The sequence below is a fragment of the Candidatus Enterococcus willemsii genome, assembly GCF_009933335.1.
GTDB classification, from domain to species: Bacteria; Bacillota; Bacilli; order Lactobacillales; family Enterococcaceae; genus Enterococcus_F; species Enterococcus_F willemsii.
In genome coordinates this window covers 19,941-42,672 of record NZ_MAEL01000004.1, presented here as the reverse complement: position 1 = coordinate 42,672, position 22,732 = coordinate 19,941, and the positions used below count along the sequence as shown (strand labels likewise).

The window sequence follows — 22,732 nt, the reverse complement described above, 5'->3', positions numbered from 1 at the left end:
TTACTCACCTCCGTAATAATAAAGTGGTTTCGGTGCATTTGGTGTACCGATACTTTCCAATAACGTCATCATACGACTACTATCTGTTTGTTTCAGTCCTTGCATTTCTGCTAATTTTGAGCCAAACCATGTGCTTGCAAATCCAGTTGCTGAAAAATCATAAGAAATCACTTCTGCAGATTCTAAATCATTCTCAACTTTTAAGGCTTCCAACGCATCTTCTGGGTAACCTAATTCGTCAATTAAGCCATTGTCTAATGCTTGTACCCCATCATAAATTCGGCCATCTGCTATTTTACGGACCTCTTCTTCCGACATTTGACGACCTTGTGAAACCACATTTACAAAACGATTATAGGAGCTATCTACAAAACCTTGCAGCACTTTTTTATCATCTTCGGTTACTGGGCGTGCAGCTGACCCCATGTCTTTGAGTGCCCCACTCTTGTACGTCGCATCTTCAATACCTAATTTTTCAAATAAACCAGAGTAATTAACGCCTGACATAATTACACCAATTGAGCCTGTGACCGTCTCTTCCGAAGCGAAAATTTTATCAGCTGATGCTGAAATATAATAGCCACCACTAGCCGCCATATTGGTCATTGTGACATAAATTGGGATTTCTAATTCTTGAATTTTACGAATTTCTTTGGCAATCTCAGCACTTTCATAAACTCCACCACCTGGTGAATTCACTTCTAATAGCACACCAGCAATTGTTGAATCGTATTGTACTTGCTTCAGCTGTTCTAGAAATGATTGATGATTATAGCCTTCTGTGGCAAACAAGCCACTTTCTCCAGAATTGGTAATTGCGCCATCTACATAAAGATGAGCAATTCTCGCATTCGTATTTCCTTCTTGTTCGACAAACTCAGCTAATTCATTGGTACCATAAAGCAAGGCGTTAATCCCAGCCAATGCATCGGTCTCTTCTCTAGGTGTCATTGCAGATACCACGATTGAAAAAATAAACAACCCTGCAGCAATAATCACTGCAATCCATCTTCTTTTATTCATATTTCTCTCCTCTAACCTTTAAATTTTAGTACAGATTTTCGATAACAATTACTCGCTCCGAAGCACCCTCTGCTTGTGTTTTTTCGGCTTTCTCAATTAATGAGTAACCGCCAAAAGTTTCTTTGGTTAAGACATCTTGGACTTGGAATTGCTGGGCTTCTTTCAGATGAATAGCCCCTGGCAGTATTTCTTGTAAACTATCCCAACCAGTGTCTAAAAATATTTTGGTGTCCTCAGGAATTTGTTGTTTTTCTAATTCTTGTACCAAATTTTTCAATTCTTTAAATGTCATTGGATTGACAAATTCTGACATACCTATCCCTTCTTTCTGTTACTATTCATTGTATCGAAACTTGAAAATATTTGATAGGGAAAACCAATTTTTTTCTCTACTTTTTTCTTTCTACAAGCCAGTTTCAATTAGACCAATTTTAATTTTTAAATTTTATTGTTGACTTACAATCCAATTATGGTTATCATTACGTTTGTATTTCTAAAAGAAACACTTAAACGAATTGACTATACCAATTAAAAAAAGCGCCAGATCTATTTTTTAATAGATGACGAGGAAGAGTTTATCGAAATATTCGGCGGGTGACTCTAGGGTCTGCACTCTACAGATAAAAAACAAACCTAAGTTGTGAGACTTTGACAAAATTTTTATCACGCAGTTAGAAATACATAATGACAAATGAAAGTAGGAATGACATTATGTGCGGAATCGTAGGAATCGTAGGAAAAGAACATGCAGAAAAAATAATTATTAGTGGATTGGAGCGTTTAGAGTATCGAGGATATGACTCAGCAGGCTTGTTCGTTGCAGATACTCAACAGTCACACTTGATTAAAGCGCAAGGTCGCATTAAAAATTTATCAGACAAATTGACACAAGATGTACAAGGAACTATCGGTATCGGACATACGCGTTGGGCAACACATGGCAAACCATCTGAAAACAATGCTCACCCTCACACTTCAGAAAATGGCCGTCTAGTCCTTGTTCACAATGGTGTGATTGAAAATTTTGAAGAAATTCGTCAACAATATCTAGCCAATGACTCATTTTACGGTGAGACAGACACCGAGATTGCCGTTCATTTAATTGCGGCTTTAATGGAACAAGAGCAGTTAGCAACGAAAGAAGCTTTCCAAAAAGCAGTGCAAATCATTCAAGGGTCTTATGCATTTGCATTGGTCGATAAAGAGGCTCCTGAAACAATTTATGTCGCTAAAAATAAAAGCCCACTATTAATTGGAATTGGCGAAAACTTCCACGTAATCTGTAGTGATGCCCTTGCAATGTTGGATCAAACAAATCATTTTGTCGAAATCGTCGATGGTGAAACGGTAACTGTTACCGCAGATGCGTTCCAAATTGAAGATGCAAAAGGCAATCTAGTTTATCGTGAATCTTACGAAGCGCAATTAGATTTAACCGATATCGAAAAAGGAACATATCCTTACTACATGTTAAAAGAAGTTGATGAACAGCCAGCCGTAATGCGTCGCTTAATTCAAACTTACGAAGATGAACAAGGAAATGTTCAACTAGATGCGTCATTAGTAGAAGAATTAGCAGCTAGCGATCGTATCTATATTGTAGCTTGCGGGACTAGTTATAATGCTGGTTTAGCAGCTAAAAAGTTTATTGAAACGATGACGCATATCCCTGTTGAAGCACATTTATCCAGTGAGTTTGGTTATAATATGCCATTGTTATCTAAAAAACCGTTCTTTATTTTCTTAACACAAAGTGGAGAAACTGCGGATAGTCGTCAAGTGTTGGTACAAATTAACCAGTTAGGCTACCCTTCTTTAACTATTACCAACGTCGCTGGATCAACCCTTTCTCGCGAAGCAAAACATACTTTGCTATTACACGCAGGACCAGAGATTGCAGTTGCTTCAACTAAAGCGTATACTGCTCAAATTGCTGTCATGGCGATTTTAGCTCAAGGTGTCGGAAATTATTTAGCCATTGAAGCTGCACAGGAAATGGATATTTTCCACGAATTGTCTTTAGTTGCTACTGCTATGGAAACAATGATTAGCGAAAAAGCGGTTATCTCACAATTGACAGAAGATTATTTAAGCAACACACGCAATGCTTTCTATATTGGCCGTGGAAATGATTACTACGTTTCAAGTGAAGCAGCTTTGAAATTAAAAGAAATCTCTTATATTCAAGCAGAAGGTTTTGCAGCCGGAGAACTGAAACACGGAACAATCGCTTTAATCGAAGAAGGCACTCCTGTTTTAGGTATTATCACCGATGCTTTGACTGGTTCTCACACTCGTGGAAACCTCAAAGAAGTAGAAAGTCGTGGCGCCAAAACATTAGTCATTGTCAGTGAAGAATTTGCACGACCAACGGACCAACTTGTCTTGCCAAACGTGCATCCATTATTAACAGCTTTAGTATCTGTTATACCAACACAATTAATTGCTTATTTTGCTACTTTACAACGTGGTTATGATGTCGATAAACCTCGTAACCTTGCAAAATCAGTTACAGTTGAATAAACAAAAAAAGGACTTGCCATGAAAAGCAAGTCCTTTTTTATTAAAATGTCCAACCACGTGTGTATTGGACAGGTCCTTTGATTTCAGTATGCAGTTCTTTCGCTGCTTCATACGCCCAATAAGGATTTCGTAATAATTCACGGCCTAAGAAAATAAGGTCTGCACGGTTGTTTTTGAGAATCTCTTCGGCTTGCGTGCCATTTAAGATTAGACCTACTGCTCCAGTTGCAATCCCTGCTTCTTTTTTTACTTGTTCTGCAAATGGTACTTGATACCCTGGAAAAGCATCGATGGTTGCTGGAACCACTGCACCAGAACTGACATCAATTAAATCAACATGCTGTTCTTTCATCCATTTTGCGAATTGGACATAATCAGCGGAATGTAAACCAGCTTCTTGATAATCCGAAGCAGAGATACGTACAAATAACGCTTTATCCCAAACTTCACGAACAGCTGTAATCACTTCTTTTAACAAACGATAACGATTTTCTGCTGAACCGCCATAATTATCCTTACGTTGATTCGTCAATGGGGATAAAAACTGATTAATTAAATAGCCATGAGCAGCATGAATTTCTACCATATCAAAGCCAGCTTTATCTGCACGAATGGCTGCTTGTTTGAAATCCGCAATGACTTGTTGAATTTGTTCAATCGTTAGCTCTTTTGGTACTTTCGATGCTTCATCAAAAGGAATCGCAGAAGGTGCGACACTTTCAGTCGAAAGTTGTGCTTTTCGTCCAGCATGCGCTAGTTGAATACCAGCTGCACTCCCGTTCTCTTGGACGATTGTTACTAAATTGCGTAATCCTTCCACTTGATCATCTGACCAAATCCCTAAATCATTTGGACTAATTCGACCAACTGCTTGCACTGCAGTCGCTTCTAACATCACTAAACCAATTTGTCCTGCTGCCCGTGATCCGTAATGCGTATTGTGCCATGAAGTGACTTTGCCATCCTCTTTCGCACAATACATACACATCGGTGACATTACTAATCTATTTTTTAATTGCATTGAACCGATTGTTATGGGTTCAAATAATTTTTTTGTCATGCAAGCATCTCCTTAAAATAAATTCACTTACTTAGTGTAACAAGAGTAGCTAAAAATACCAAATAGGTTGATTGTTCGGCAGCGATTGGTTTTGCAGCAACTTTTTAGATGAACTTACAAAACTTTATGAACTAAATAAAAAAAGGAGCTGATTTCGCTCCTTTTTGCGTTAGATAGATAAATTATGTTTTACTTGGTTTCGCTCGCCAAAAAGTCGTGCAATTTGCTTTATCTTCCATATTAAATTGAATAATCGCTTGCAGTAATTCATAATCAACAATCTCCTGCCAACCAATTCGAAAGGTATTATCGGTATGTGCATACCCAATGGCATCTAGTCGGGCAGTAAATTGCTTCATTGCAGCTACTTCAGGAGATACCGTTATATATTTTTTCGTCTGTTTTAAACCAAGAATAAATGTGCCATGGTGGGTAAACATCGGTTGCCGCCAACCAAATCTTAATTGCAATTCCGGAAATGTCTCACTCACCCACTGACAGAGCGTTAAAAATTTTGTTCTGTGTTGAGCGTCAGGAATTGTTGCTACATATTCTTCTAAAGTTTCCATAAACAGCTCCTCCTATTCCCTATTTCTTCAGCAATCTTTTTTGTAATTCCAAATCATAGTTTCTTGTTTGCGGTATTAGATACGTAAGTAAGCCGCAGATGAGTGTCCCAACGCCAGCAATGACAAACATTTTTTCGACCCCGATTTTATCCGCTAAAGGACCAGCAAAAATTAATCCGACAGGTCCAGTGATACTCATTAAGGAGTTCAATACACCTAGGATTCTTCCTAAGTGCTGTGGTTCATAGCTTTGTTGAATCATCGCCATCAATAACGTATTAAAATAGGGGGTCGCAAATCCAGCCAAAGCATTTAAAATGATGAACCAAATAAATCCTTTATTCGTCGTTGGCAGAGTTCCACTCAAACCAATCGTTACGCCCATCACCAGATACGCCAGCAGAATCGGTTGCATCCGATTTTTCCACTTACCAAACATACCGATGATGGTTCCACCCAACAGCATACCACCTGCATAAATCACTTCAATCAAACCGGCATCACCGACGGAGCGACCAAAGTATTCCATCGTCATTAACGGATACATACTAGCAGCAGGCATAAATATCAAAGTAAACGCCGAACCAATCAGCGTAATTAACCACAGTCCTCTATTTTGTATCAATTTTTGAAGGCCGAATTTGGTATCTTCTAGAAAATGAACAGCCTCACCTGTCATTTTAACAAAAGGAATCGTCACAAAAAACAACAAACCAATGCCTAAAACAGCACCAAGGACATCTAGTAAAATTAATAAATTAATTGGGACAATCGCAAAGAGGAAAGCTCCTAACGCTGGCGCAACAATGAAATTCGCTGATTGTATCATTCCAAGTTGTCCATTAGCTCTCGTTAATTCTTCTTCTGGAACAATCGTTGGTAGAATCGATTGAATGGTAGGCATTTGAAAGGTTTGTGCCACTGAACGAGCAAGTAGCGATACAAAAACAAACCAAAGCGGAAACTCACCAACAATCGTACCTACTAAAGATAACATTATTGCAAACAACGCTACAATACTATCTGTCACAATTAGCAGTTTTTTCTTATTCCATCGATCCACTAACCCACCAATAAACGGACTTAACAGGACCATTGGCAACATTCCTAAAATTGTTGCATAACTTAACACAGTTGCAGAATTGGTTGCTTTCGTCAAATACCAAATGATTGAGTATTGCACAACCATACTGGTCAAACCAGATAAAAATTGACCACCTAAAAAAAAGTAAAAATTTTGACGCCAATGAAGCAGCGAAAAATCGGAAGTTGTTTTCATAACGTTCTCCTTTAACTATTCAGTTTTTATTATTACACTAATTTAGCAACAATCGCATGCGCGACATGTTCAACTGCTTGTGGCTGTAAATGGGTTATTTTTGAAGAAACGAACGGTATTTTTTTAGCCAATTGAATGAATTTCGCTTGAGCAGTCGTTCCTTTTCTGCGTTTGCCATACATAAAACTTGGTCGAACAATCAAAGCGTCCGGATAATAAAATTTAACAGCTCGTTCCGCCTCTTTTTTCGAAGTAAAGTATGCGGTCAGAAATTTCTCGCTAAATGATTTAGCAGAAATATACACAAAAGTTGGCACATGCATTGTTGAAGCTTCTTTTGCAAGTATTTTAGCAGGAAGGACATTCATTTTTTCATATAATTCTTCATCGCCAATTAACACACCAATTGCATCGATGACCACATCTACATCCACTAACTTTTCTCGCCACATACTCGGATCAAAAACATCGGCTTTTAGCCAACAAACCTTATTCATCCAACTTTCACGAACTTCTGGTGCACCGCTTCTTGAAATACTTGTGACGTCGAAATTTTGATGTAAGGCTTGTTGAATAATTTCTCTCCCCAAAAAACCACTACCACCAAAGATAACCATCTTTTTCATTCTTTTCCCTCCTCTAAATAACGACTCATTAATTCCATATGATGCATCACCGCAGCTTTTCTCATGACACCCATTCCAGGAAATTTCCCCCATTGTGCATTGTCAATGAGCAAGGACAGTCCTAATGTTAATTGGTCGCCACATAAGCGTTCTGCCCACGTACACACCTCTTCCATCATCACTAAAAATTTCTCCTTTTGGGAAGGTAGGTCTTCTGATGATAAAAAATGATGGATGCGCAATATGTCTGCTTCAAAATAAACTAAGTGCAAACTCAATACCGTTGCTGGATAGCCATGTTCATAATAAATTTTGCTATCAATTGAAAAGTCGCTAAAACCGACAAAACCTCTTTGCGCAAAGGTTTGATGTGTCCTTGAAAATACTTCATCAGGTAATTCTTGATAAAATTGCGTACGTGGCAAACGCGTAAACACATCTTCCATTAAAATACATTCCCCTTGGACTTTTTGTAACACACGAAATTCATTCGGTACTAAGATTTTTTGATTTACCTTCTGCCAGTCACTAACTAACGCTGGCGCTGCCTGATGAACAATCAGTAATTCAGAAGGATTCTCTACGGTTTCTAACGGTTGTTCCAAAATCATCGCTTTCCGATGAGGAATTTTTTGCAAGGTTGCTAAACCCGTTTCCGTTAAAAATGCACCAGCTTGTGGATTTTGAATCACAAATAATGGATGGTCAGCCTGATGAACAACGTCTAAAAATTTCATAAATGTGGGAGAATTTTTTACCGGCTCGATAATAGGTTGCACTTTTTTAGACAAGCGTTTGGCTTCAATCAATGCTCGCAACGCTAATAAATCATATTGCTTGCCTCGAAAATACGGATAATACATTATTTCCCCTCCAAATAACGTTGTTCCAATTCAAAATAAGCTGCTCGGGTCGCTTCTAGTTCTTCTTTCATTGCTTCGATTGCCTGATTTTGCGTATCTTCAATAAACCGATCATAATAATTTACACCACCGCCAAATAAGTCATAGTCCGGTTGACGTTTTTTTAATTCTTTATAAATTTGTTCGGTACCAAAAACCCGCAGACCACGTGCTGTTTTTTTCGCCTTGCCAACTTCTCGTGCTTGTGAAGCAATCAAGCGATACAGTAATTGATGCTCATTGACTTGTAAGGCTTGTCGCTGAGGCTTTCTAGCAATCGTAAAATAGCCGGGCATGCCTAGATCTTCACTTACATAGGCATGGTAAACCAATACACCAATGTGTGCAGGAATCTCATCTTGCACCGAAACATACAACTGTTCGGGTAGCACAAAATAATTATAGTGACCAACAAAAGATAATTTTGCTTTTGAACGGAAATCAGCTTTACTGACTTTCAACTCGTAACAGCGCCATTCGAATTGTGATTCCGCATCCAGACGACAACTTAATGTATCAACAATTCCTTGGTCATCAGGCATCGTCACTTCTTCAACAACAATATCACCGTTTTCACGACAATAGTAATAGAGAGTTTCTTCCATTTGTACAGTTAAGCTTGTTTTCATACAGTTCTCCTTGCGTTTTGTTATCTAAAGAATAGAACATATATTCGCATATTGCAAGTTAAAAAGTCACTAAGTTTGGTTTAATTTTCCCTCGTCTAATGTCCAAATTTCATCTGCCACATTTTCGATAAATTGCTGATCATGTGAAGTGAATAAAACCGTTCCTTGATATGCTTTTAAACAAATTTCTAACGCTTCAATGGTGGCTAAATCAATAAAATTGGTCGGCTCATCTAACAAAAGAATATTTGAAGGTTGGGTAAAAAGCTTCGCAATAGCAAGCCTTGTCGCTTCGCCCCCACTCAATCTGTTTAGCGGTCGATAAATAGCGGATGGTAAAAAGCCTAAGTTGTTCAATAATGCTCGGACGGTCGGTTCTTGCCAATCAGTTGTATGCATCAATTCATCAATGATTGGGGTGTTCTCGGTAAATTGATACGCCATTTGTTCATAAGCAACAATCTTCGCCTTGCTTGAGGTAATGATTTGTGGATGCTTCGCTAAGATTGCATTTAACAAAGTCGATTTCCCAGCGCCATTAGGACCAACTAATGCAACTTTTCTTCCTAGAGACAATTGAAAGTCAATTTTGTTAAGGATTACTTTCTCCCCCTTAGCTATCGTCAATTCCTCTGCCCGAATAGGATAAGCATTGTGGATTTCAGCAGAAGCATGTTTGGGAAAGTCAATAGTTATTGCTTTTTGAAGCGGTTTGACTTCTACTAATTGTTCCAATCTGGCAGCCATCGCTTTGGCTTGTCGATGTAGATTTTTTTGAACTGTGTCCTTTTGCTTTGATGAGGACAAACGACTAGGACGAATATTTTTCTGCTTGTTTTTCGTTGAAACCTTTGCTGCTTGCATGGCTTTTTGTTGTTTGTTTAGAATGCCTTTTTCTAGACGAGCAGCTTCTTTTTGATAGTTTTGGAAATCCCGTTCTTTTGTCAATTCCATTTGTTTTTTCTGGTTTACATAGTCTTCATAATTTCCTTTATACTCAATTACTTGACCGTCTCGTATCTCCCAGATTTTGTCAGCGAGTGCATTTAGAAAGGCGCGATCATGACTAACAAAAAGCAATGTTCCATAATAATAGCGTAATTCTTCTATCAGCTGTTGCTTACCTTTCGCATCCAGATGTGTCGTTGGTTCATCCAACAACAAACCTAGCCGATAGTTGGATAATAGTTGCGCTAATCGATATTTTGTTTGCTCACCACCACTTAGTGTATCCACTTCGTTTTTCGGAACAGCCAAGCGACTTAATAATTCACCATCTAAATTAGCCGCACCATTCTGTTCATCAATAGGAGCAATTTGTTGGTAAAAAGTCATGTCAATAAAAGTTGTTACCTCGCCTCTTGTTGGTTCTAACTCGCCAGCAATCAAACGCAATAACGTTGATTTTCCAGAGCCATTATTCCCAACAATTCCAATTTTTTCATTTTGTTAGACCGCTAATTCTGGAATATCTAGTAGTTGTCCTTCCAGTTCTAATTTCTTAATGTGTATGACTTGTTCTTGCATTATTTTTCCTTTCCGTTGTAACGAAAAGCACACAAAAAAGGAGACAGTCTTCACCATCTCCATTCATCGTATATCTAAAATGTGTTTAAAAAAGGGCACACTTCACCTATGAATTTCGTTACAAGACTTTTGAATTTGTATTAAATTAACGATTCAAAAGTAATAAACGCAATCTCATAGACGCCATTGTACATCCCTCTTTTCTCCTTATTGTTCTTTCACTATAGCATGATTAGTTAGACCATTCAACTTTTCCGTTCTTCAGCCATTTTTCGCAATTTTTTCTGCGCTTTTTTCGAGCCACGATCAATGTCACGCTTAAATTTTTGTTCATGATAATCGACAAATAATTGTTCGACATCATAATTTAACGGGTAGAGTTCAGTTGCTGGCAAGTCTAATTGTAGACGTTTGGCTTGAACGGTATGAAATTGTTTTTCAACTAAAATTTGTGCTTGATGTGCATCTTGGTATTCATAAAACAAACCTGTTTTTTGAAGTTCCGTACTCCAAACACGATCCCCTTTATGAAAGTCAGTTAGTTGGCTTTTTTCGACTGTCACTTTTTGTTGCTTGCGTGGTATTTGTTTTGTTTGATAGTCTTTGTTGGTCAGGTATTGCTTCGCCTTTTGTAAAATTTCAACATCTAACGCCATTTTCTGAGCGATCCAAAAAGCATTACTTTCACCAACTTGATTCAACAACAAACGATATTGTGGTGTCAATGTTTCTGAATCAAACGCCATAGCTGCAGTTTGAAAATCTTCATGTTGTAAAGCAAATTCTTTGATTTCACCATAATGAGTCGTTGCTACAATCGTGCCACCTTTTGCATACATGGCTTCCATCGTGGCAATTGCCAGTGCGGCCCCTTCATTTGGTTCTGTTCCACTACCAATTTCGTCCAATAAAATTAAGGTCTTTCTTGACGTTTGACGCACGATATCACTAATATTTTTCATATGACCAGAAAACGTACTTAATGAATTTTCCAAGCTTTGTTGATCACCAATGTCAATAAATATTTTCTTAAAGATACCAATACTTGATTTCCCACCATGATTGATACATAAACCAAAATAAGACATTAAGCACACGAGCGCAATGGTTTTCAAGACGACGGTTTTGCCTCCTGCATTCGGTCCAGTAATAATCATGCCGTGCATCGATTGCCCCAAACTCACATCTAGCGGCACAGGATTATCTAACAGCGGATGTTTGACTTTATCAAGCACTAAAACTTCCTCATCATTCACTTCGATTGCTTTCCCACCAATACTTTGACTATATTTGGCTTTAGCAAAAATTGTATCTAATTCCACGATAATATCCATACAATAGCCAATCGTCACAGCTTCTTCAGCAATCATACCGGTTAACGAAGCTAGAATTTGATAAATAACTGCCGTTTCTTCACTTTGCGATAAAATTAATTGATCATTTAATTTGCGAATACCTTCTGGTTCGATAAAAACCGTTGTCCCACGACTCGAACGCTCAATAATATTACCTGCTATTTTAGATTGAAAATTAGTTTTAACTGGTAATGTATATCGTTCTTCTTTCTTAACAATCAAACGATCTTGTAACCAACCATTCGCTGTGGCATATTTTAAGGTTTTACTACAACTTTTTTCAATATCGCCTTCTAATTTGGTTATTTTCCCACGGACTTTTTTCAATTCCCGTGTTGCCTCAGACTTCACACGATTGCCAGCAATTGCTGTTTCAATTGCCTCATTAATCGTACGAAAATCCGTTAATTCTCGTGTATATTTTGCTAAAATTGGAGTTTGAAATTTATTTTTTTCAAAAAAATTGGCAATCAAACGAAATGAACGTAAAAAGTCGCTGTATTCCGTTAATTCACTGGCTTCCAATATGCCACCTTTTGCAATTTTGGTCGTTAAATGTTTAATCTGCGTTAGTCCCATAAAAGGTACATGCTGACCAGAAGCTAAGATTAACATGGCTTCGCTCGTTTCAGCTAAACGCTTTTTGACAGTCGTAAGTGCTGTTGCAGGTTCTTTTTCTTCTAATAACTCTTTACCATAATCGCTAATACAGCGGTCAATCACCATTTGTTTAATTGCGTTAAATTCAGTTACTTGTAATAATTTTATATTCATTTTAGTTATCCTTTCTTTTACAAAAGATTCCTAAAAAAGATCAACGAGGTCCTCGTTTTCAGTTATTCCATGCTAAAAAAGCATCAAAAAAGGCAATAGGAGTCCTATTACCTTCATCATTGATTGATTTTTTCAGGTATCTATAGGCATAACAAATAAACCCTGTCTTTTTTCGGTTTATTTGTATTCAATTGCTTAATTAGATACCTTGCACACTCACAAAAAGTCCCTCTTTCAGAAAACGAGTTTTATTGCTTTTACTATACACTAATTTATTTACAAAAAGCAAGAAAAAAGCCGCCAGATACGGCGACTTTCTTAACCAATAATGACGGGTTCTTCTGGATATTTAAAGTTTGATTCTTGTTTATTCGCACTTACTAATGAGAAGAACACAGTCATTACCCCAACACGACCTAGAAACATTAAGGTCAAAATAATAATTTTCCCAATAGCTGTCAACTCTGGTGTTAATCCCATAGTTAATCCTACTGTACCTAAAGCTGATATTACTTCGAAGACGATATATTCTAATCCAAGCTGATTCACATTCGGAATAGTTTCAGTCACTGATAAAATCATCGTACTGATAATAATGACCGCTAAAAAAGTAAAAAATAGAGTTAATGCTCGAAAAATAACAGCATCGTTAATCGTTCTACCATTAAATTCTGCACGATTCCGTCCTTTAAAGGTGCTTCTCATCTTAATTAACAAGATACCAAAAGTTGTTGTTTTGAAGCCCCCAGCAGTTGAACCTGATGTTCCTCCAATAAACATTAATATCATCGTTAAAACAAGGCCAGCATGTGTCATCGAAGCATAGTCTACAGAGAAGAAACCGGCTGTTCGAGGTGTCACCGACATAAAAATCGTATTGAACACGCGCTGAATGATTGTTCCTGACGGCGAGGATGGATTATTAAATTCAGTTATGAAAAAGCCAATGGTTCCGAACAAGAGTAGACCTGCTGTCACTAATAATGCAATTTGACTATGCAAACTTAAGCGACGTAACATTTTAACTTTCAGCTTTCCACTGATTGTTTTTCTCAAACCTAATACATCATGCCAAACAAAAAAGCCTAATCCACCAGAAATAATCAACAAACTAATGACTGACAGCACCCACGGATCTTTTTGAAATCCGACAAGACTATCACCAAACAAATCAAATCCTGCATTACAAAAACTTGAAACTGCATGAAAGAGACTATACCATAGTCCGGTGCCCCAACCATATAATGGTACAAAACGGCATGCCAGCAACGCCATACCAATTGCTTGAATACCAAACGTGATTTTCAACATATAAAGCAGTAAATGTATTTCACCACTCATTTGCTGGGAATTTAGCGCTTCTCGTAAAACCATACGTGTACTTAAGTTTACTTTTTTCTTCATAATGACAAAGAAGAAAACTGGGATTGTCATAAATCCCAGCCCACCTATTTCAATCAATGTTAGAATCACACCTTGACCAAACAGGCTCCAATGTGTATTTGTTGACAATGTCGTTAATCCGGTCACACAAATGGCTGAAGTAGCGGTAAATAGTGCATCTAAAAAATTAGTCCCTTCCCCACTTGCAGAGGCAAAAGGTGTCATTAAAAGAATGGCACCTAACAAAATTAACCCTCCAAAACCAATGGTAATTAATTGTGAAGCAGATAAACGAAATAAACGTTGCTTTCGTTGCATTGTCCTTCTCTCCTAGTTCGTTCGCATATTTTTGACTTTAATCATCCGAGTCACTCCCGCTCGCTCGTCTTCTTCTAGCTTCATTCTAATGAAATAAATAGTCTCTTCCAATTCTGGAATTGTCATATATTCCAAAGCATTTACACGGCGTCGGGTTTTCTCAATTTCGTCGGCCATTAACTGGCATGTCTTTTCAATTTCCGTTAGCTCTAATAATAACGGAAAAACGTTTGTAAATCCATCAATTGATTCATCTAACGGTGCGTTCGAATTTAAGAAGCCGTATTCTAAAGGGGTATTTAAATAGTCTTCATCATACTGAAAATTCATCACAGGCACAGGTACACTCATAATATTCTTGGTGCCAATATCCAAGTTGACCTTGGCTGCTGGTAAAATAAAGAGTTCTTCAATAAAATTTTCATTTAAGGTCGCATTCGCTAATCGAAAAGCTTTCATTGCTTGCGTCATTTGTTCTTCCATTTCTTTTCTGAGCTGGTCATTTTTGCGAATAAGCAGAATAAAGCGACGCATCAATTCATCTTGCTTGTCTTTTAATAATTTATGCCCACGTTTGGCAGTCGCTAACTGTTTGGACAAACGCGTCATTTCCATTCGCGTCGATTGTACATCTAGTTTTGCCATCTGAATCGTCTCCTTTCTCCTGATTCATCAGACTAACGGCGCGTGATCCACACCTTTGTCAGGTAAAAAGGCATCAATCATGTCATCTTTGATTCGTTTTAGTTCCGTACGAGGCAACATATCCAATAATTGCCAGCCCATGTCTAAGGTTTCTTCAATCGAACGATTCGTCGTATAGCCTTGATTGACATACTCTTCTTCAAATTTTTCAGCAAATTTAGCATAAATTTTATCGACATCAGACAATGCCGCTTCTCCCAAAACAACCGCTAACTCTTTAGCTTGTTTGCCTTGGGCATACGCAGAGAACAACTGATTCATCGTTGCCGCATGATCGCCTCTTGTTTTGCCTTCACCGGTTCCTTTGTCTTTCAATCGAGAAAGCGAAGGTAACACATCAATCGGTGGCTCAATCCCATTTTTATACAAATCACGAGACAAAATAATTTGTCCTTCTGTAATATAACCAGTTAAATCGGGAATTGGATGGGTTTTGTCTTCTTCTGGCATTGTTAGAATTGGAATTTGCGTAACCGAGCCCTTTAAGCCTTTAATTTTACCGGCACGTTCATACAACGTCGCTAAATTTGTATAAAGATACCCCGGATAGCCCCGACGACCAGGTACTTCACGTCGTGCTGCTGAAATTTCACGTAACGCTTCACAATAGTTGGTCATATCGGTCATAATAACTAACACATGCATGCCTTTTTCATACGCTAAATATTCTGCCGCAGTTAATGCCATACGAGGAGTGGCAATCCGTTCAATCGCAGGGTCATTCGCTAAGTTCATAAAGATCACGGAACGATCAATCGCTCCTGTTTGTCGGAAATCCTCCATGAAGTATTCGGCTTCTTCAAACGTAATCCCGATTCCTGCAAAGACCACCGCAAAATTATCCGTGGTATTTAACACCGTTGCTTGTCTGGCAATTTGAGCCGCCAATTCTTTATGAGGTAAACCAGAAGCTGAAAACACCGGTAACTTTTGCCCGCGTACCAAAGTATTTAAATGGTCAATCGATGAAATCCCCGTTTGAATAAACTCATCTGGGTAGTCGCGAGAAATCGGATTGATTACCTCCCCATTAATATCCATTGACTTTTCTGGAAAAATTTCGGCACCTCCATCTTTAGGACGACCTAGACCGTCAAAGACACGGCCAATCATTTCTTCCGACACACCAAGTTCCAAGGAGTGACCTAAGAAGCGGACAGAAGAATCGCGTAAATTAATCCCTGCTGTTCCTTCAAAAATTTGCACGAGCGCTTTGTCTTCTTGGATTTCTAACACTTGACCTTTGCGAATTTCGCCATTTTGTAAGCGGACTTCAATCAGTTCTTCGTATTTAACCCCTTCGACATGATCCACTGCCATTAGAGGGCCAACAACTTCGCCGATGGTTTTGTATTCTTTTATCATCTCTTACATGCCCCCTTTTTGTAGTATCGTCCGGAGTGTTTCTTTCATTTCTTGTTGTAGACCAATAATGGTATCTAGCTCTGATTCAGGGATATATTTCATACGTGCAATTTTGTCGCGTAATTGAATCGTTCCTGCCATTAATTCTTTCAAATAAGCACCCAATTCCAAGCTTTGCAAGCCTTCTTGATGAAATGCCAAAATATTATGCAACATATGGTATTGTTTTTCTCTTGAAGTAAACGTATCGACATCATCAAAGGCATTTTGTTGCAAGTAATCTTCGCGAATTTCTTTGGCGATTTCTAACGTAAATTGGTCTTTTTCAGATAAAGAATCAATCCCGACCAAGCGGACAATTTCATTTAATTCAGATTCTTTTTGTAAAATCCGCATGCCTTCACGAACCAAAGCAGACCATTCTACTTGTAGTTCACGGTCCAGATAATTTCCTACTTCACTTGAATACAACGAATAACTCTTCAACCAATCAATGGATGGGAAATGTCTTTGTTGCGCTAACGTCGAATCTAAGCCCCAAAAGACTTTCACCACGCGTAGTGTATTTTGTGTGACCGGTTCAGAAATATCTCCACCTGAAGGCGAAACAGCACTGATAGCAGTGATACTTCCTTGACGCTCTTCTGATCCAAGTACCGTAACTTGTCCTGCACGTTCGTAGTATTCTGCTAAACGACTACCTAAATAAGCGGGATAGCCTTCATCACCAGGCATTTCTTCCAAACGACCCGACATTTCACGGAGCGCTTCGGCCCAACGAGATGTCGAATCTGCCATAATCGCTACAGAATAACCCATATCTCTAAAATACTCGGCGATTGTAATTCCTGTATAAATCGAGGCTTCACGAGCTGCAACGGGCATATTTGATGTATTCGCAATTAAAATCGTGCGTTCCATCAGTGATTCGCCTGTTTTTGGATCAATTAATTCTGGAAATTCATTCATTACATCGGTCATTTCGTTTCCACGTTCCCCACAACCAACATAAACGACTAAATCAACGTCTGCCCATTTCGCAATTTGATGTTGGACAACTGTTTTTCCGGCACCAAACGGACCTGGAACAGCAGCTGCGCCACCTTTAGTCACTGGGAAAAAGGTATCAATTACTCGTTGACCAGTAATCATTGGAACATCTGGATTGTGTTTTTCTTTTACCGGGCGTAAACGACGCACAGGCCATTTTTGAAGCATTGGTAATTCAATTTCACCTGTCGTTGTTTCTAATACACAAACAATCTCATCAATCGTAAAGTCACCCGTTTGAATAGTTTTGATCGTGCCACTAATTCCTACCGGTACCATGATTTTATGAGAGATTAGTTTAGTTTCTTGCACATAACCAAGAATGTCTCCTTCACTTACAGTTGCTCCCACTTCAGCAGTCGCTTGGAACAACCATTTTTTCTCATGATCCAACGCTGAAATTTTGACACCTCTGGTTAAGAAATTACTTTGGGTTTGATTGGCAAACACGTCAAGTGGACGTTGAATCCCGTCAAACATTTGAGAAATGATCCCTGGTGCTAACTCAACGGACAATGCCTCACCTGTTGAATGAACAGGTTCACCGGGTCCAATACCAGACGTTTCTTCATAAACCTGAATGGAGGCAACATCGCCTCGCATTTCAATAATCTCTCCAATTACACCAATATCTCCTACATAACATATATCTTGAATGCTCGCATGAGCCATATTCTCTGCCATTATTAATGGTCCTGAAACTTTTACAATTTTGCCAACTTCCACAATGTCAGCTCCCTTCTACAGAATGTTTTGTCCGACAGCTTTTTCCATATTTTTTTGGATGGCTTGACGACCTACACCTTTTGAACCATCATGATTCGGAATTAAAACGACAGCCGGTGTTAAACGATCATTAAATAAGTCAATTTTCGCTTCTATTTGTTGCGCACAAGCTTCTGTCATGTAAATCACGCCATAATTAGCTGCAACCATCTCATCAAATGCTGTTTCAATTGCCTGCAAATCATTTCCGTAACGGACCGTAAAGCCAAATAGTTTAAAAGGTAAGACCGATTCTTTATCGCCAATCACGCCGATTTTATAACTCATTGACTTCTCGCATCCTTTCTCTTATCTGTTCTTTTGTAAATCCACTGCGCTTTCCGACAATAATTAAGCGTAAATTGGTTGCTTCCATGTCTTTTTGGTTCATAAAAGCCAACGCTGGTAGCGGACCAAACGCCGTTGTTTGCGAACGTTCATAAAATTCACTTAAGTGTTGATCCTTAATTAAATCCATTTTTAGAAAATCAATCGTGTCGGCTTCCAAAGCTGGAGCCAGTAAGTTCCCATAATCAGACCAGCGTAAAAATGTCTTAAACTCTTCAAATGGTTTGTTGACAAACTCTAAGAAAGCTTCTCTTGGAATGGAGCCGGCACTTGATAAAACAGTACTCATAAACCCTTGACTCCGTTGTTGTAATAAGCAACGCGAAGCCGTAATAATATTCGTCAAATCAATAAAGTGACAAATTTCTTCTAATAACTCTTGATAACCTAGTTTTTCACCGATACGACGTTGTTCTTTTAAAAATCGACGGTCATAAATGACATCGATTCCTTGTAAAATCGTCGACTCTTTGAAATAATCGTTTACCTCACGAATACTTTTTAAGACTTCCGCAGGTAATCGAGAAGAACTCCCCGTTTGAATAGCTCGCTTTAGTTCTTCTATCGAGTAGAAACCATCTGGCATGAACAGATAGTCATAGTTTTCTTGCATTCGCTCAGCTTTGGTTAAGACCTTTAAATTATGAAAGGTATAACGCATCGTATAAATCCAAACAATCTCTGGTTCTGGAACGAGCGCAATCATCTCTTCATAAGTTGCGAACAATTCTTGATTTAATTTTTTTTCAAAATCAAACTGAAAATCTTGCTCCAGATACTTACCATAAATTGTTGGACGCAAAATTTCAGCAATCTTTTCAAAGGACTCGGCTTCAATTAGTTGATGAAATGTCTCATTAGACAATAGCTCATTTTCTTTAATGCGGATAATCGGATTGACTGTATGATATAAATCTTTCACGTTATCCCTCCTTATCAAATAGCGCGCGCATAATGTCATTTCCATGTTCTTTTTTTAATTCTACTAATAATTCACGATAAAAGTAGTTATAACGAATCCCTTCTTGCTCCACTAAGAAACCATATTCACGACTATTGATTGGGTTAGCTAAAGTGAAGGTGGCAGCTAACGTTTGATTAACTTTTTGTAGCCAATCAGCTGTGAAAGTTGCCTTCAAAGCTTCACTAGGAATAAATTCACCCCTAGTTAACTTACTTTGCTTTAACGCCTTTAAGGCAAATAATTGCGCCTCTTCTTGCGACCATTTTGTCATCTGTAGATAGGCTTCTTCAAAAATTTGTTCTAAATATACTTGTTTTTGTTTTAATTTTTCTTGGCGCGCTTTCATCGCCACTCGATTTTTTTCTTGTTGAAATTTGCGCTCAATTTGGTTTTTTTGACGTTCAGTTAATTGCTGATGCTCCTCTTCACTGGCTCTTTTTTCAACTAAAAAATGAGTATCGATTTCTTCTAAGCGATTTTTTTCTAAAGCATGTCGTTCTTCTTCTGCTTGTCGATTAATCTCTGAAATGATATTGTCAATCGCGTTCATTGATACTCCTCCTATTTTCTAAATGCTACCTAATAATAAGAATGAAATAACAAATCCTAAAATAGCATACATTTCTACCATGACTGAATACATCACACCTTTAAAGAAGTGTTCTGGTTTTTTCGCTAAGATTTGAATCCCTGCAGCAGATACTTTCCCTTGAGGAATTGCTGAACTTAGACCCGTGAATGCCACTGGTAAAGAAGCACCTAGATAAGACATACCTGTAATAATCGACATATCTGATGATAAATTCGTAAAGATCATAGCCGCAATCGCAAAACCATATAACCCTTGTGTGGCTGGCAACAATTGCAAAATCAATGATTGACCGAATTTTTCTGGTTGACTGGTCATTAGAGCAGCGGAAGCTTCACCAGTTTTCCCTACCCCGATTGCTGAACCGATTCCTGGAAAAATCGTTGCCGTTCCCATAGCTAAAATCGCAAAAATAATCCCTGCATTGTTCTCTAATAAATAATTAATCATTTGTTATTCCTCTTTTCTTTTGATATTCATATATTTTTCTTCTGCTTTGAATGGACGGAAAGCTCTGCCGCCACCTTCATAAAATTTCCCGAAAAATTCAACGTATTGCAAGCGGGCCGCATGAACATAAGCACCTAAAATAGATAAGAAAATATTCAATCCTTGTAAGACAACAATCAACACAATCCCAATGCTGAAACGAGCCGCTGGTGGCATCGTTCCGACTAACATGTTGAACGCCATTGCAATACTCCCACCAGAAATACCTAATGCCATTAAACGACTATAACTAACAAAGTCACCGATATAACCAGTAATTCCATACAGGGCATATAAGCCACTGAAAAAGCCACCAACTTTCGATTTAGATTGAATCAGTGGGACTAAAACAATTAAAATCGCACTAATGATAGCAATGGTGATCCCAGTATTTTTTAAAGCAGTCGAATCTAGCATCAATGCACCAGCTGCCCCAATAAAGATGCCTGCTAAAAGACCTTGCCAAGCAAAACCGTCACCGATGGCTGACAAATAAGCTTTTTTCTTGATGTTCTCTTTGGCAGCCAAAAATAAGCCTGTAAAGATTTGAATCCCACCAAAAATGAGTGAAATCATGAAGATTGTCATAAAATCATTGGTTGGTGATAAGAGTTGAAACGGTAAGGTCACACCAAAGGCACTCCCGTAAATCGTCCCCCAGAAAATCACCGATACGGATAGTAATTGAAACATCTTGACAAATTTACGTGTACCGGTTGGCAATTTCAGTAATTTCAAACCAATTGTCGTTGCAAGAAGCATTAAAATACCATAACCTAAATCGGCTACCATCATTCCAAAAAACACTAGATAAAATGGTGCCATCCAAGGTGTCGGATCAATCTCTTCATATTTTGGTAAAGCATACATACCCGTTAAACTTTCAAATGGCTGAATCAATTTCTTATTTGTTAATTTCGTGGGAACAACATTTTGTTTGATTTGATGTCTTGTCGGCGCTTCAATTGAATAATAAACAGCATCATCTGGTAAAAAATTCGTTAAATTTTCTTGAATAGACGTCAATTCTGCATTATCCACCCAGCCTCGTATCACAATTAAATAATCTGATGAAGCAAGCGTTTCTTTGACTGTTTCTCGTGAAAGTTTCGCTAATAAAATTTCTTCATTCAATTGCAGATAACCAACTTGCTTTTTGTAAAATCCAATATCAATCGCTTGAATTTTTTGATTTTCAGTAATTGTTTTTAACTCTTCTTTTGCTTGGGCCAACAATTTTCTCGGTGAAGTCTCATAGGGATTTTCTTCAAACGTTACCCCCATCTCAGAGAGTTTCCCTAAAATTTCAGCTTCATTTTTTAAATAAAGTCCACTAAAAGCGACATCTTTTTTGGTCGTTTGATGCACTTCCAAATGTACATGATGTTCTGTTAAATACGCACGAACTTCTTCCCACTGCTCTTCTGGTACATTTGCTAGAAAATATGATACATATCGTAATTGATCTGTTGGCTCAATATCAATCGTTTGCCAAGTAGTTGCCCAACTTTCAGCTTCTTCCCAATACCGACGATTTTTAGCAGCCTCTTCCCAATTTTCTTGTAGCCGTTGAATATTTTCTAACATTTCTCGCAATGAAGGTTCATCATACTCTTTTTCTAATTGTAAAATATCCATATCATCACGTTTGAGAGTAACAATTCGTTGTTTAGATGAACCGTGATTCCTTATAAAGGAAATCGCATCACGAATTTGTGTAAGCAAGTAGTTGTATGAAGATTGATCTGTAACATCAAATTCATTCATTTCTGGAAAATAAGTCGCCAACCATTCTTGATTTTCTTCTATATGCAAGCTATCTTCAACTTCGATATTTTGCATCCCTTGGAGCAAAGTCAGAATGGTATCTTGATACTTCTTTTCGGCAAGAATCGATAGTTTACTTAATTTACTCACTGCCATTAGCTTGCTTCACTCCTTCAATAATTTGCTCAAGAACTGCCACTTTATTTTTCTGATACATTCTTTCAAATTCCTGCTTTTCCAAAGACAACTCTTTTGCTAATTCTGCTTGTTGTTGCTGTAAACTTTCCTGATATTTCTGTTGCAAGTTAGTCATCATCTGATTTCTTTGCGTTTGTTGTTCTTGACGAAGACGTGTTAATTTCTCTTCCTTTTCTTGTTTATATTGTGCAATATCTGCTAACATTTGCTGATTTTTATCAAGATTCGCTTGTTCGGCTTGACGAACTTTTTCTAATGCTTCTTTCAACTTATTTCACTCCCTTCTACAAAAAAAAGGTCTACTTTCTTCTTGAAAGTAGACCAAAAAGGCCAGAATCCACCTCAAGAAAGCTCTTCTCACCCCTTGAAGAACACGATCCTTGAAGCAACGAATTGCTCAACCTTTGTGTATTTTTTATTTATGGATTTAGTATAACAAATTAGCTATGAAAAATCCAATAACATCTGACTCCTTATTTACAACCGTGATTATTGGTAAACAGAAGAAGTCGTGATAATCAAAT

The 22,732-nt window shown here is 38.0% G+C and carries 21 protein-coding genes and 1 other annotated feature; of the genes, 1 reads left to right on the top strand and 20 read right to left on the bottom strand.

What is annotated here, in order from left to right:
* Positions 1 to 1,023, bottom strand: a complete 1,023-nt coding sequence (gene sppA / locus BAU17_RS00930) for a signal peptide peptidase SppA (protein ID WP_161900934.1) — start codon at positions 1,021 to 1,023, stop codon at positions 1 to 3.
* A gap of 25 nt (positions 1,024 to 1,048) precedes the next feature.
* Entirely contained in the window at positions 1,049 to 1,336 is a 288-nt protein-coding gene (locus BAU17_RS00925) for a hypothetical protein (RefSeq protein ID WP_161900933.1), read from the bottom strand.
* Positions 1,337 to 1,734: 398 nt separating this feature from the next.
* On the opposite strand from BAU17_RS00925, the gene glmS reads away from it, so the two are divergent.
* Positions 1,735 to 3,546, top strand: coding sequence for a glutamine--fructose-6-phosphate transaminase (isomerizing) (gene glmS, locus BAU17_RS00920; RefSeq protein WP_161900932.1), 1,812 nt, complete (start codon positions 1,735 to 1,737; stop codon positions 3,544 to 3,546).
* A gap of 40 nt (positions 3,547 to 3,586) precedes the next feature.
* Here the strand turns inward: glmS and namA are convergent, their stop codons facing one another.
* The 18 genes from namA to BAU17_RS00830 all read right to left on the bottom strand — a co-directional run bounded on the left by namA (position 3,587) and on the right by BAU17_RS00830 (position 22,476).
* Entirely contained in the window at positions 3,587 to 4,606 is a 1,020-nt protein-coding gene (gene namA, locus BAU17_RS00915) for an NADPH dehydrogenase NamA (protein WP_161900931.1), read from the bottom strand.
* 182 nt (positions 4,607 to 4,788) lie between these two features.
* Positions 4,789 to 5,175, bottom strand: a complete 387-nt coding sequence (locus BAU17_RS00910; protein WP_161900930.1) for an iron chaperone — start codon at positions 5,173 to 5,175, stop codon at positions 4,789 to 4,791.
* A gap of 19 nt (positions 5,176 to 5,194) precedes the next feature.
* Positions 5,195 to 6,454, bottom strand: a complete 1,260-nt coding sequence (locus BAU17_RS00905) for an MFS transporter (protein ID WP_161900929.1) — start codon at positions 6,452 to 6,454, stop codon at positions 5,195 to 5,197.
* A 32-nt stretch (positions 6,455 to 6,486) separates the two neighbouring features.
* The gene (locus BAU17_RS00900) at positions 6,487 to 7,080 is read right to left on the bottom strand and encodes an NAD(P)H-binding protein (protein WP_161900928.1); all 594 of its coding nucleotides are present in this window, start codon (positions 7,078 to 7,080) and stop codon (positions 6,487 to 6,489) included.
* A complete protein-coding gene (locus BAU17_RS00895) occupies positions 7,077 to 7,943 on the bottom strand; it encodes a sce7725 family protein (protein ID WP_161900927.1) in 867 nt (288 codons plus the stop codon). Before BAU17_RS00895 ends, BAU17_RS00900 begins: the two co-directional genes overlap by 4 nt.
* The gene (locus tag BAU17_RS00890) at positions 7,943 to 8,611 is read right to left on the bottom strand and encodes a hypothetical protein (RefSeq protein WP_161900926.1); all 669 of its coding nucleotides are present in this window, start codon (positions 8,609 to 8,611) and stop codon (positions 7,943 to 7,945) included. Before BAU17_RS00890 ends, BAU17_RS00895 begins: the two co-directional genes overlap by 1 nt.
* 69 nt (positions 8,612 to 8,680) lie before the next feature.
* Positions 8,681 to 10,048 carry a ribosomal protection-like ABC-F family protein gene (gene abc-f, locus BAU17_RS00885; protein WP_272927940.1) on the bottom strand — a complete coding sequence of 456 codons (1,368 nt, stop codon included), beginning with the start codon at positions 10,046 to 10,048 and terminating at the stop codon, positions 8,681 to 8,683.
* Positions 10,049 to 10,383: 335 nt separating this feature from the next.
* A complete protein-coding gene (locus BAU17_RS00880; protein ID WP_161900925.1) occupies positions 10,384 to 12,267 on the bottom strand; it encodes an endonuclease MutS2 in 1,884 nt (627 codons plus the stop codon).
* 318 nt (positions 12,268 to 12,585) lie between these two features.
* Positions 12,586 to 13,968 (bottom strand): TrkH family potassium uptake protein, encoded by a 1,383-nt coding sequence (locus tag BAU17_RS00875; RefSeq protein WP_161900924.1) that lies wholly within the window; start codon positions 13,966 to 13,968, stop codon positions 12,586 to 12,588.
* 12 nt (positions 13,969 to 13,980) lie between these two features.
* Entirely contained in the window at positions 13,981 to 14,613 is a 633-nt protein-coding gene (locus BAU17_RS00870) for a V-type ATP synthase subunit D (protein ID WP_161900923.1), read from the bottom strand.
* Positions 14,614 to 14,640: 27 nt separating this feature from the next.
* Entirely contained in the window at positions 14,641 to 16,038 is a 1,398-nt protein-coding gene (locus BAU17_RS00865) for a V-type ATP synthase subunit B (RefSeq protein WP_161900922.1), read from the bottom strand.
* Positions 16,039 to 16,041: 3 nt separating this feature from the next.
* Entirely contained in the window at positions 16,042 to 17,814 is a 1,773-nt protein-coding gene (locus BAU17_RS00860) for a V-type ATP synthase subunit A (RefSeq protein ID WP_161900921.1), read from the bottom strand.
* A 15-nt stretch (positions 17,815 to 17,829) separates the two neighbouring features.
* Positions 17,830 to 18,141, bottom strand: coding sequence for a V-type ATP synthase subunit F (locus BAU17_RS00855; RefSeq protein ID WP_161900920.1), 312 nt, complete (start codon positions 18,139 to 18,141; stop codon positions 17,830 to 17,832).
* Positions 18,131 to 19,123: a V-type ATPase subunit gene (locus BAU17_RS00850; RefSeq protein ID WP_237579059.1), complete on the bottom strand. Its 993-nt coding sequence runs from the start codon at positions 19,121 to 19,123 to the stop codon at positions 18,131 to 18,133. Before BAU17_RS00850 ends, BAU17_RS00855 begins: the two co-directional genes overlap by 11 nt.
* Before the next feature lies 1 nt (position 19,124).
* Entirely contained in the window at positions 19,125 to 19,715 is a 591-nt protein-coding gene (locus BAU17_RS00845) for a hypothetical protein (protein ID WP_161900919.1), read from the bottom strand.
* 18 nt (positions 19,716 to 19,733) lie between these two features.
* Positions 19,734 to 20,204 carry a V-type ATP synthase subunit K gene (locus tag BAU17_RS00840; protein ID WP_161900918.1) on the bottom strand — a complete coding sequence of 157 codons (471 nt, stop codon included), beginning with the start codon at positions 20,202 to 20,204 and terminating at the stop codon, positions 19,734 to 19,736.
* Between the two features lie 3 nt (positions 20,205 to 20,207).
* Positions 20,208 to 22,166 (bottom strand): V-type ATP synthase subunit I, encoded by a 1,959-nt coding sequence (locus BAU17_RS00835; protein ID WP_161900917.1) that lies wholly within the window; start codon positions 22,164 to 22,166, stop codon positions 20,208 to 20,210.
* Positions 22,153 to 22,476: a DUF342 domain-containing protein gene (locus tag BAU17_RS00830; protein WP_161900916.1), complete on the bottom strand. Its 324-nt coding sequence runs from the start codon at positions 22,474 to 22,476 to the stop codon at positions 22,153 to 22,155. Before BAU17_RS00830 ends, BAU17_RS00835 begins: the two co-directional genes overlap by 14 nt.
* Positions 22,477 to 22,559: 83 nt before the next feature.
* Positions 22,560 to 22,611, bottom strand: a sequence feature (sodium ion sensor (DUF1646 type); this cis-regulatory element may regulate processes involved in with the transportation of sodium ions).
* Between the last annotated feature and the right edge of the window lie 121 nt (positions 22,612 to 22,732).

Excerpts from the sequence above, each read along its gene's own strand:
- BAU17_RS00855 (WP_161900920.1), bottom strand. The coding sequence starts at position 18,141 with ATGAGTTATAAAATCGGCGTGATTGGCGATAAAGAATCGGTCTTACCT.
- BAU17_RS00840 (WP_161900918.1), bottom strand. The coding sequence starts at position 20,204 with ATGATTAATTATTTATTAGAGAACAATGCAGGGATTATTTTTGCGATT.
- BAU17_RS00910 (WP_161900930.1), bottom strand. The coding sequence starts at position 5,175 with ATGGAAACTTTAGAAGAATATGTAGCAACAATTCCTGACGCTCAACAC.
- BAU17_RS00870 (WP_161900923.1), bottom strand. The coding sequence starts at position 14,613 with ATGGCAAAACTAGATGTACAATCGACGCGAATGGAAATGACGCGTTTG.
- glmS (WP_161900932.1), top strand. The coding sequence starts at position 1,735 with ATGTGCGGAATCGTAGGAATCGTAGGAAAAGAACATGCAGAAAAAATA.
- BAU17_RS00875 (WP_161900924.1), bottom strand. The coding sequence starts at position 13,968 with ATGCAACGAAAGCAACGTTTATTTCGTTTATCTGCTTCACAATTAATT.
- BAU17_RS00835 (WP_161900917.1), bottom strand. The coding sequence starts at position 22,166 with ATGGCAGTGAGTAAATTAAGTAAACTATCGATTCTTGCCGAAAAGAAG.
- BAU17_RS00890 (WP_161900926.1), bottom strand. The coding sequence starts at position 8,611 with ATGAAAACAAGCTTAACTGTACAAATGGAAGAAACTCTCTATTACTAT.
- BAU17_RS00895 (WP_161900927.1), bottom strand. The coding sequence starts at position 7,943 with ATGTATTATCCGTATTTTCGAGGCAAGCAATATGATTTATTAGCGTTG.
- BAU17_RS00925 (WP_161900933.1), bottom strand. The coding sequence starts at position 1,336 with ATGTCAGAATTTGTCAATCCAATGACATTTAAAGAATTGAAAAATTTG.
- BAU17_RS00900 (WP_161900928.1), bottom strand. The coding sequence starts at position 7,080 with ATGAAAAAGATGGTTATCTTTGGTGGTAGTGGTTTTTTGGGGAGAGAA.
- namA (WP_161900931.1), bottom strand. The coding sequence starts at position 4,606 with ATGACAAAAAAATTATTTGAACCCATAACAATCGGTTCAATGCAATTA.
- sppA (WP_161900934.1), bottom strand. The coding sequence starts at position 1,023 with ATGAATAAAAGAAGATGGATTGCAGTGATTATTGCTGCAGGGTTGTTT.
- BAU17_RS00905 (WP_161900929.1), bottom strand. The coding sequence starts at position 6,454 with ATGAAAACAACTTCCGATTTTTCGCTGCTTCATTGGCGTCAAAATTTT.
- BAU17_RS00865 (WP_161900922.1), bottom strand. The coding sequence starts at position 16,038 with ATGATAAAAGAATACAAAACCATCGGCGAAGTTGTTGGCCCTCTAATG.
- BAU17_RS00880 (WP_161900925.1), bottom strand. The coding sequence starts at position 12,267 with ATGAATATAAAATTATTACAAGTAACTGAATTTAACGCAATTAAACAA.
- BAU17_RS00845 (WP_161900919.1), bottom strand. The coding sequence starts at position 19,715 with ATGAACGCGATTGACAATATCATTTCAGAGATTAATCGACAAGCAGAA.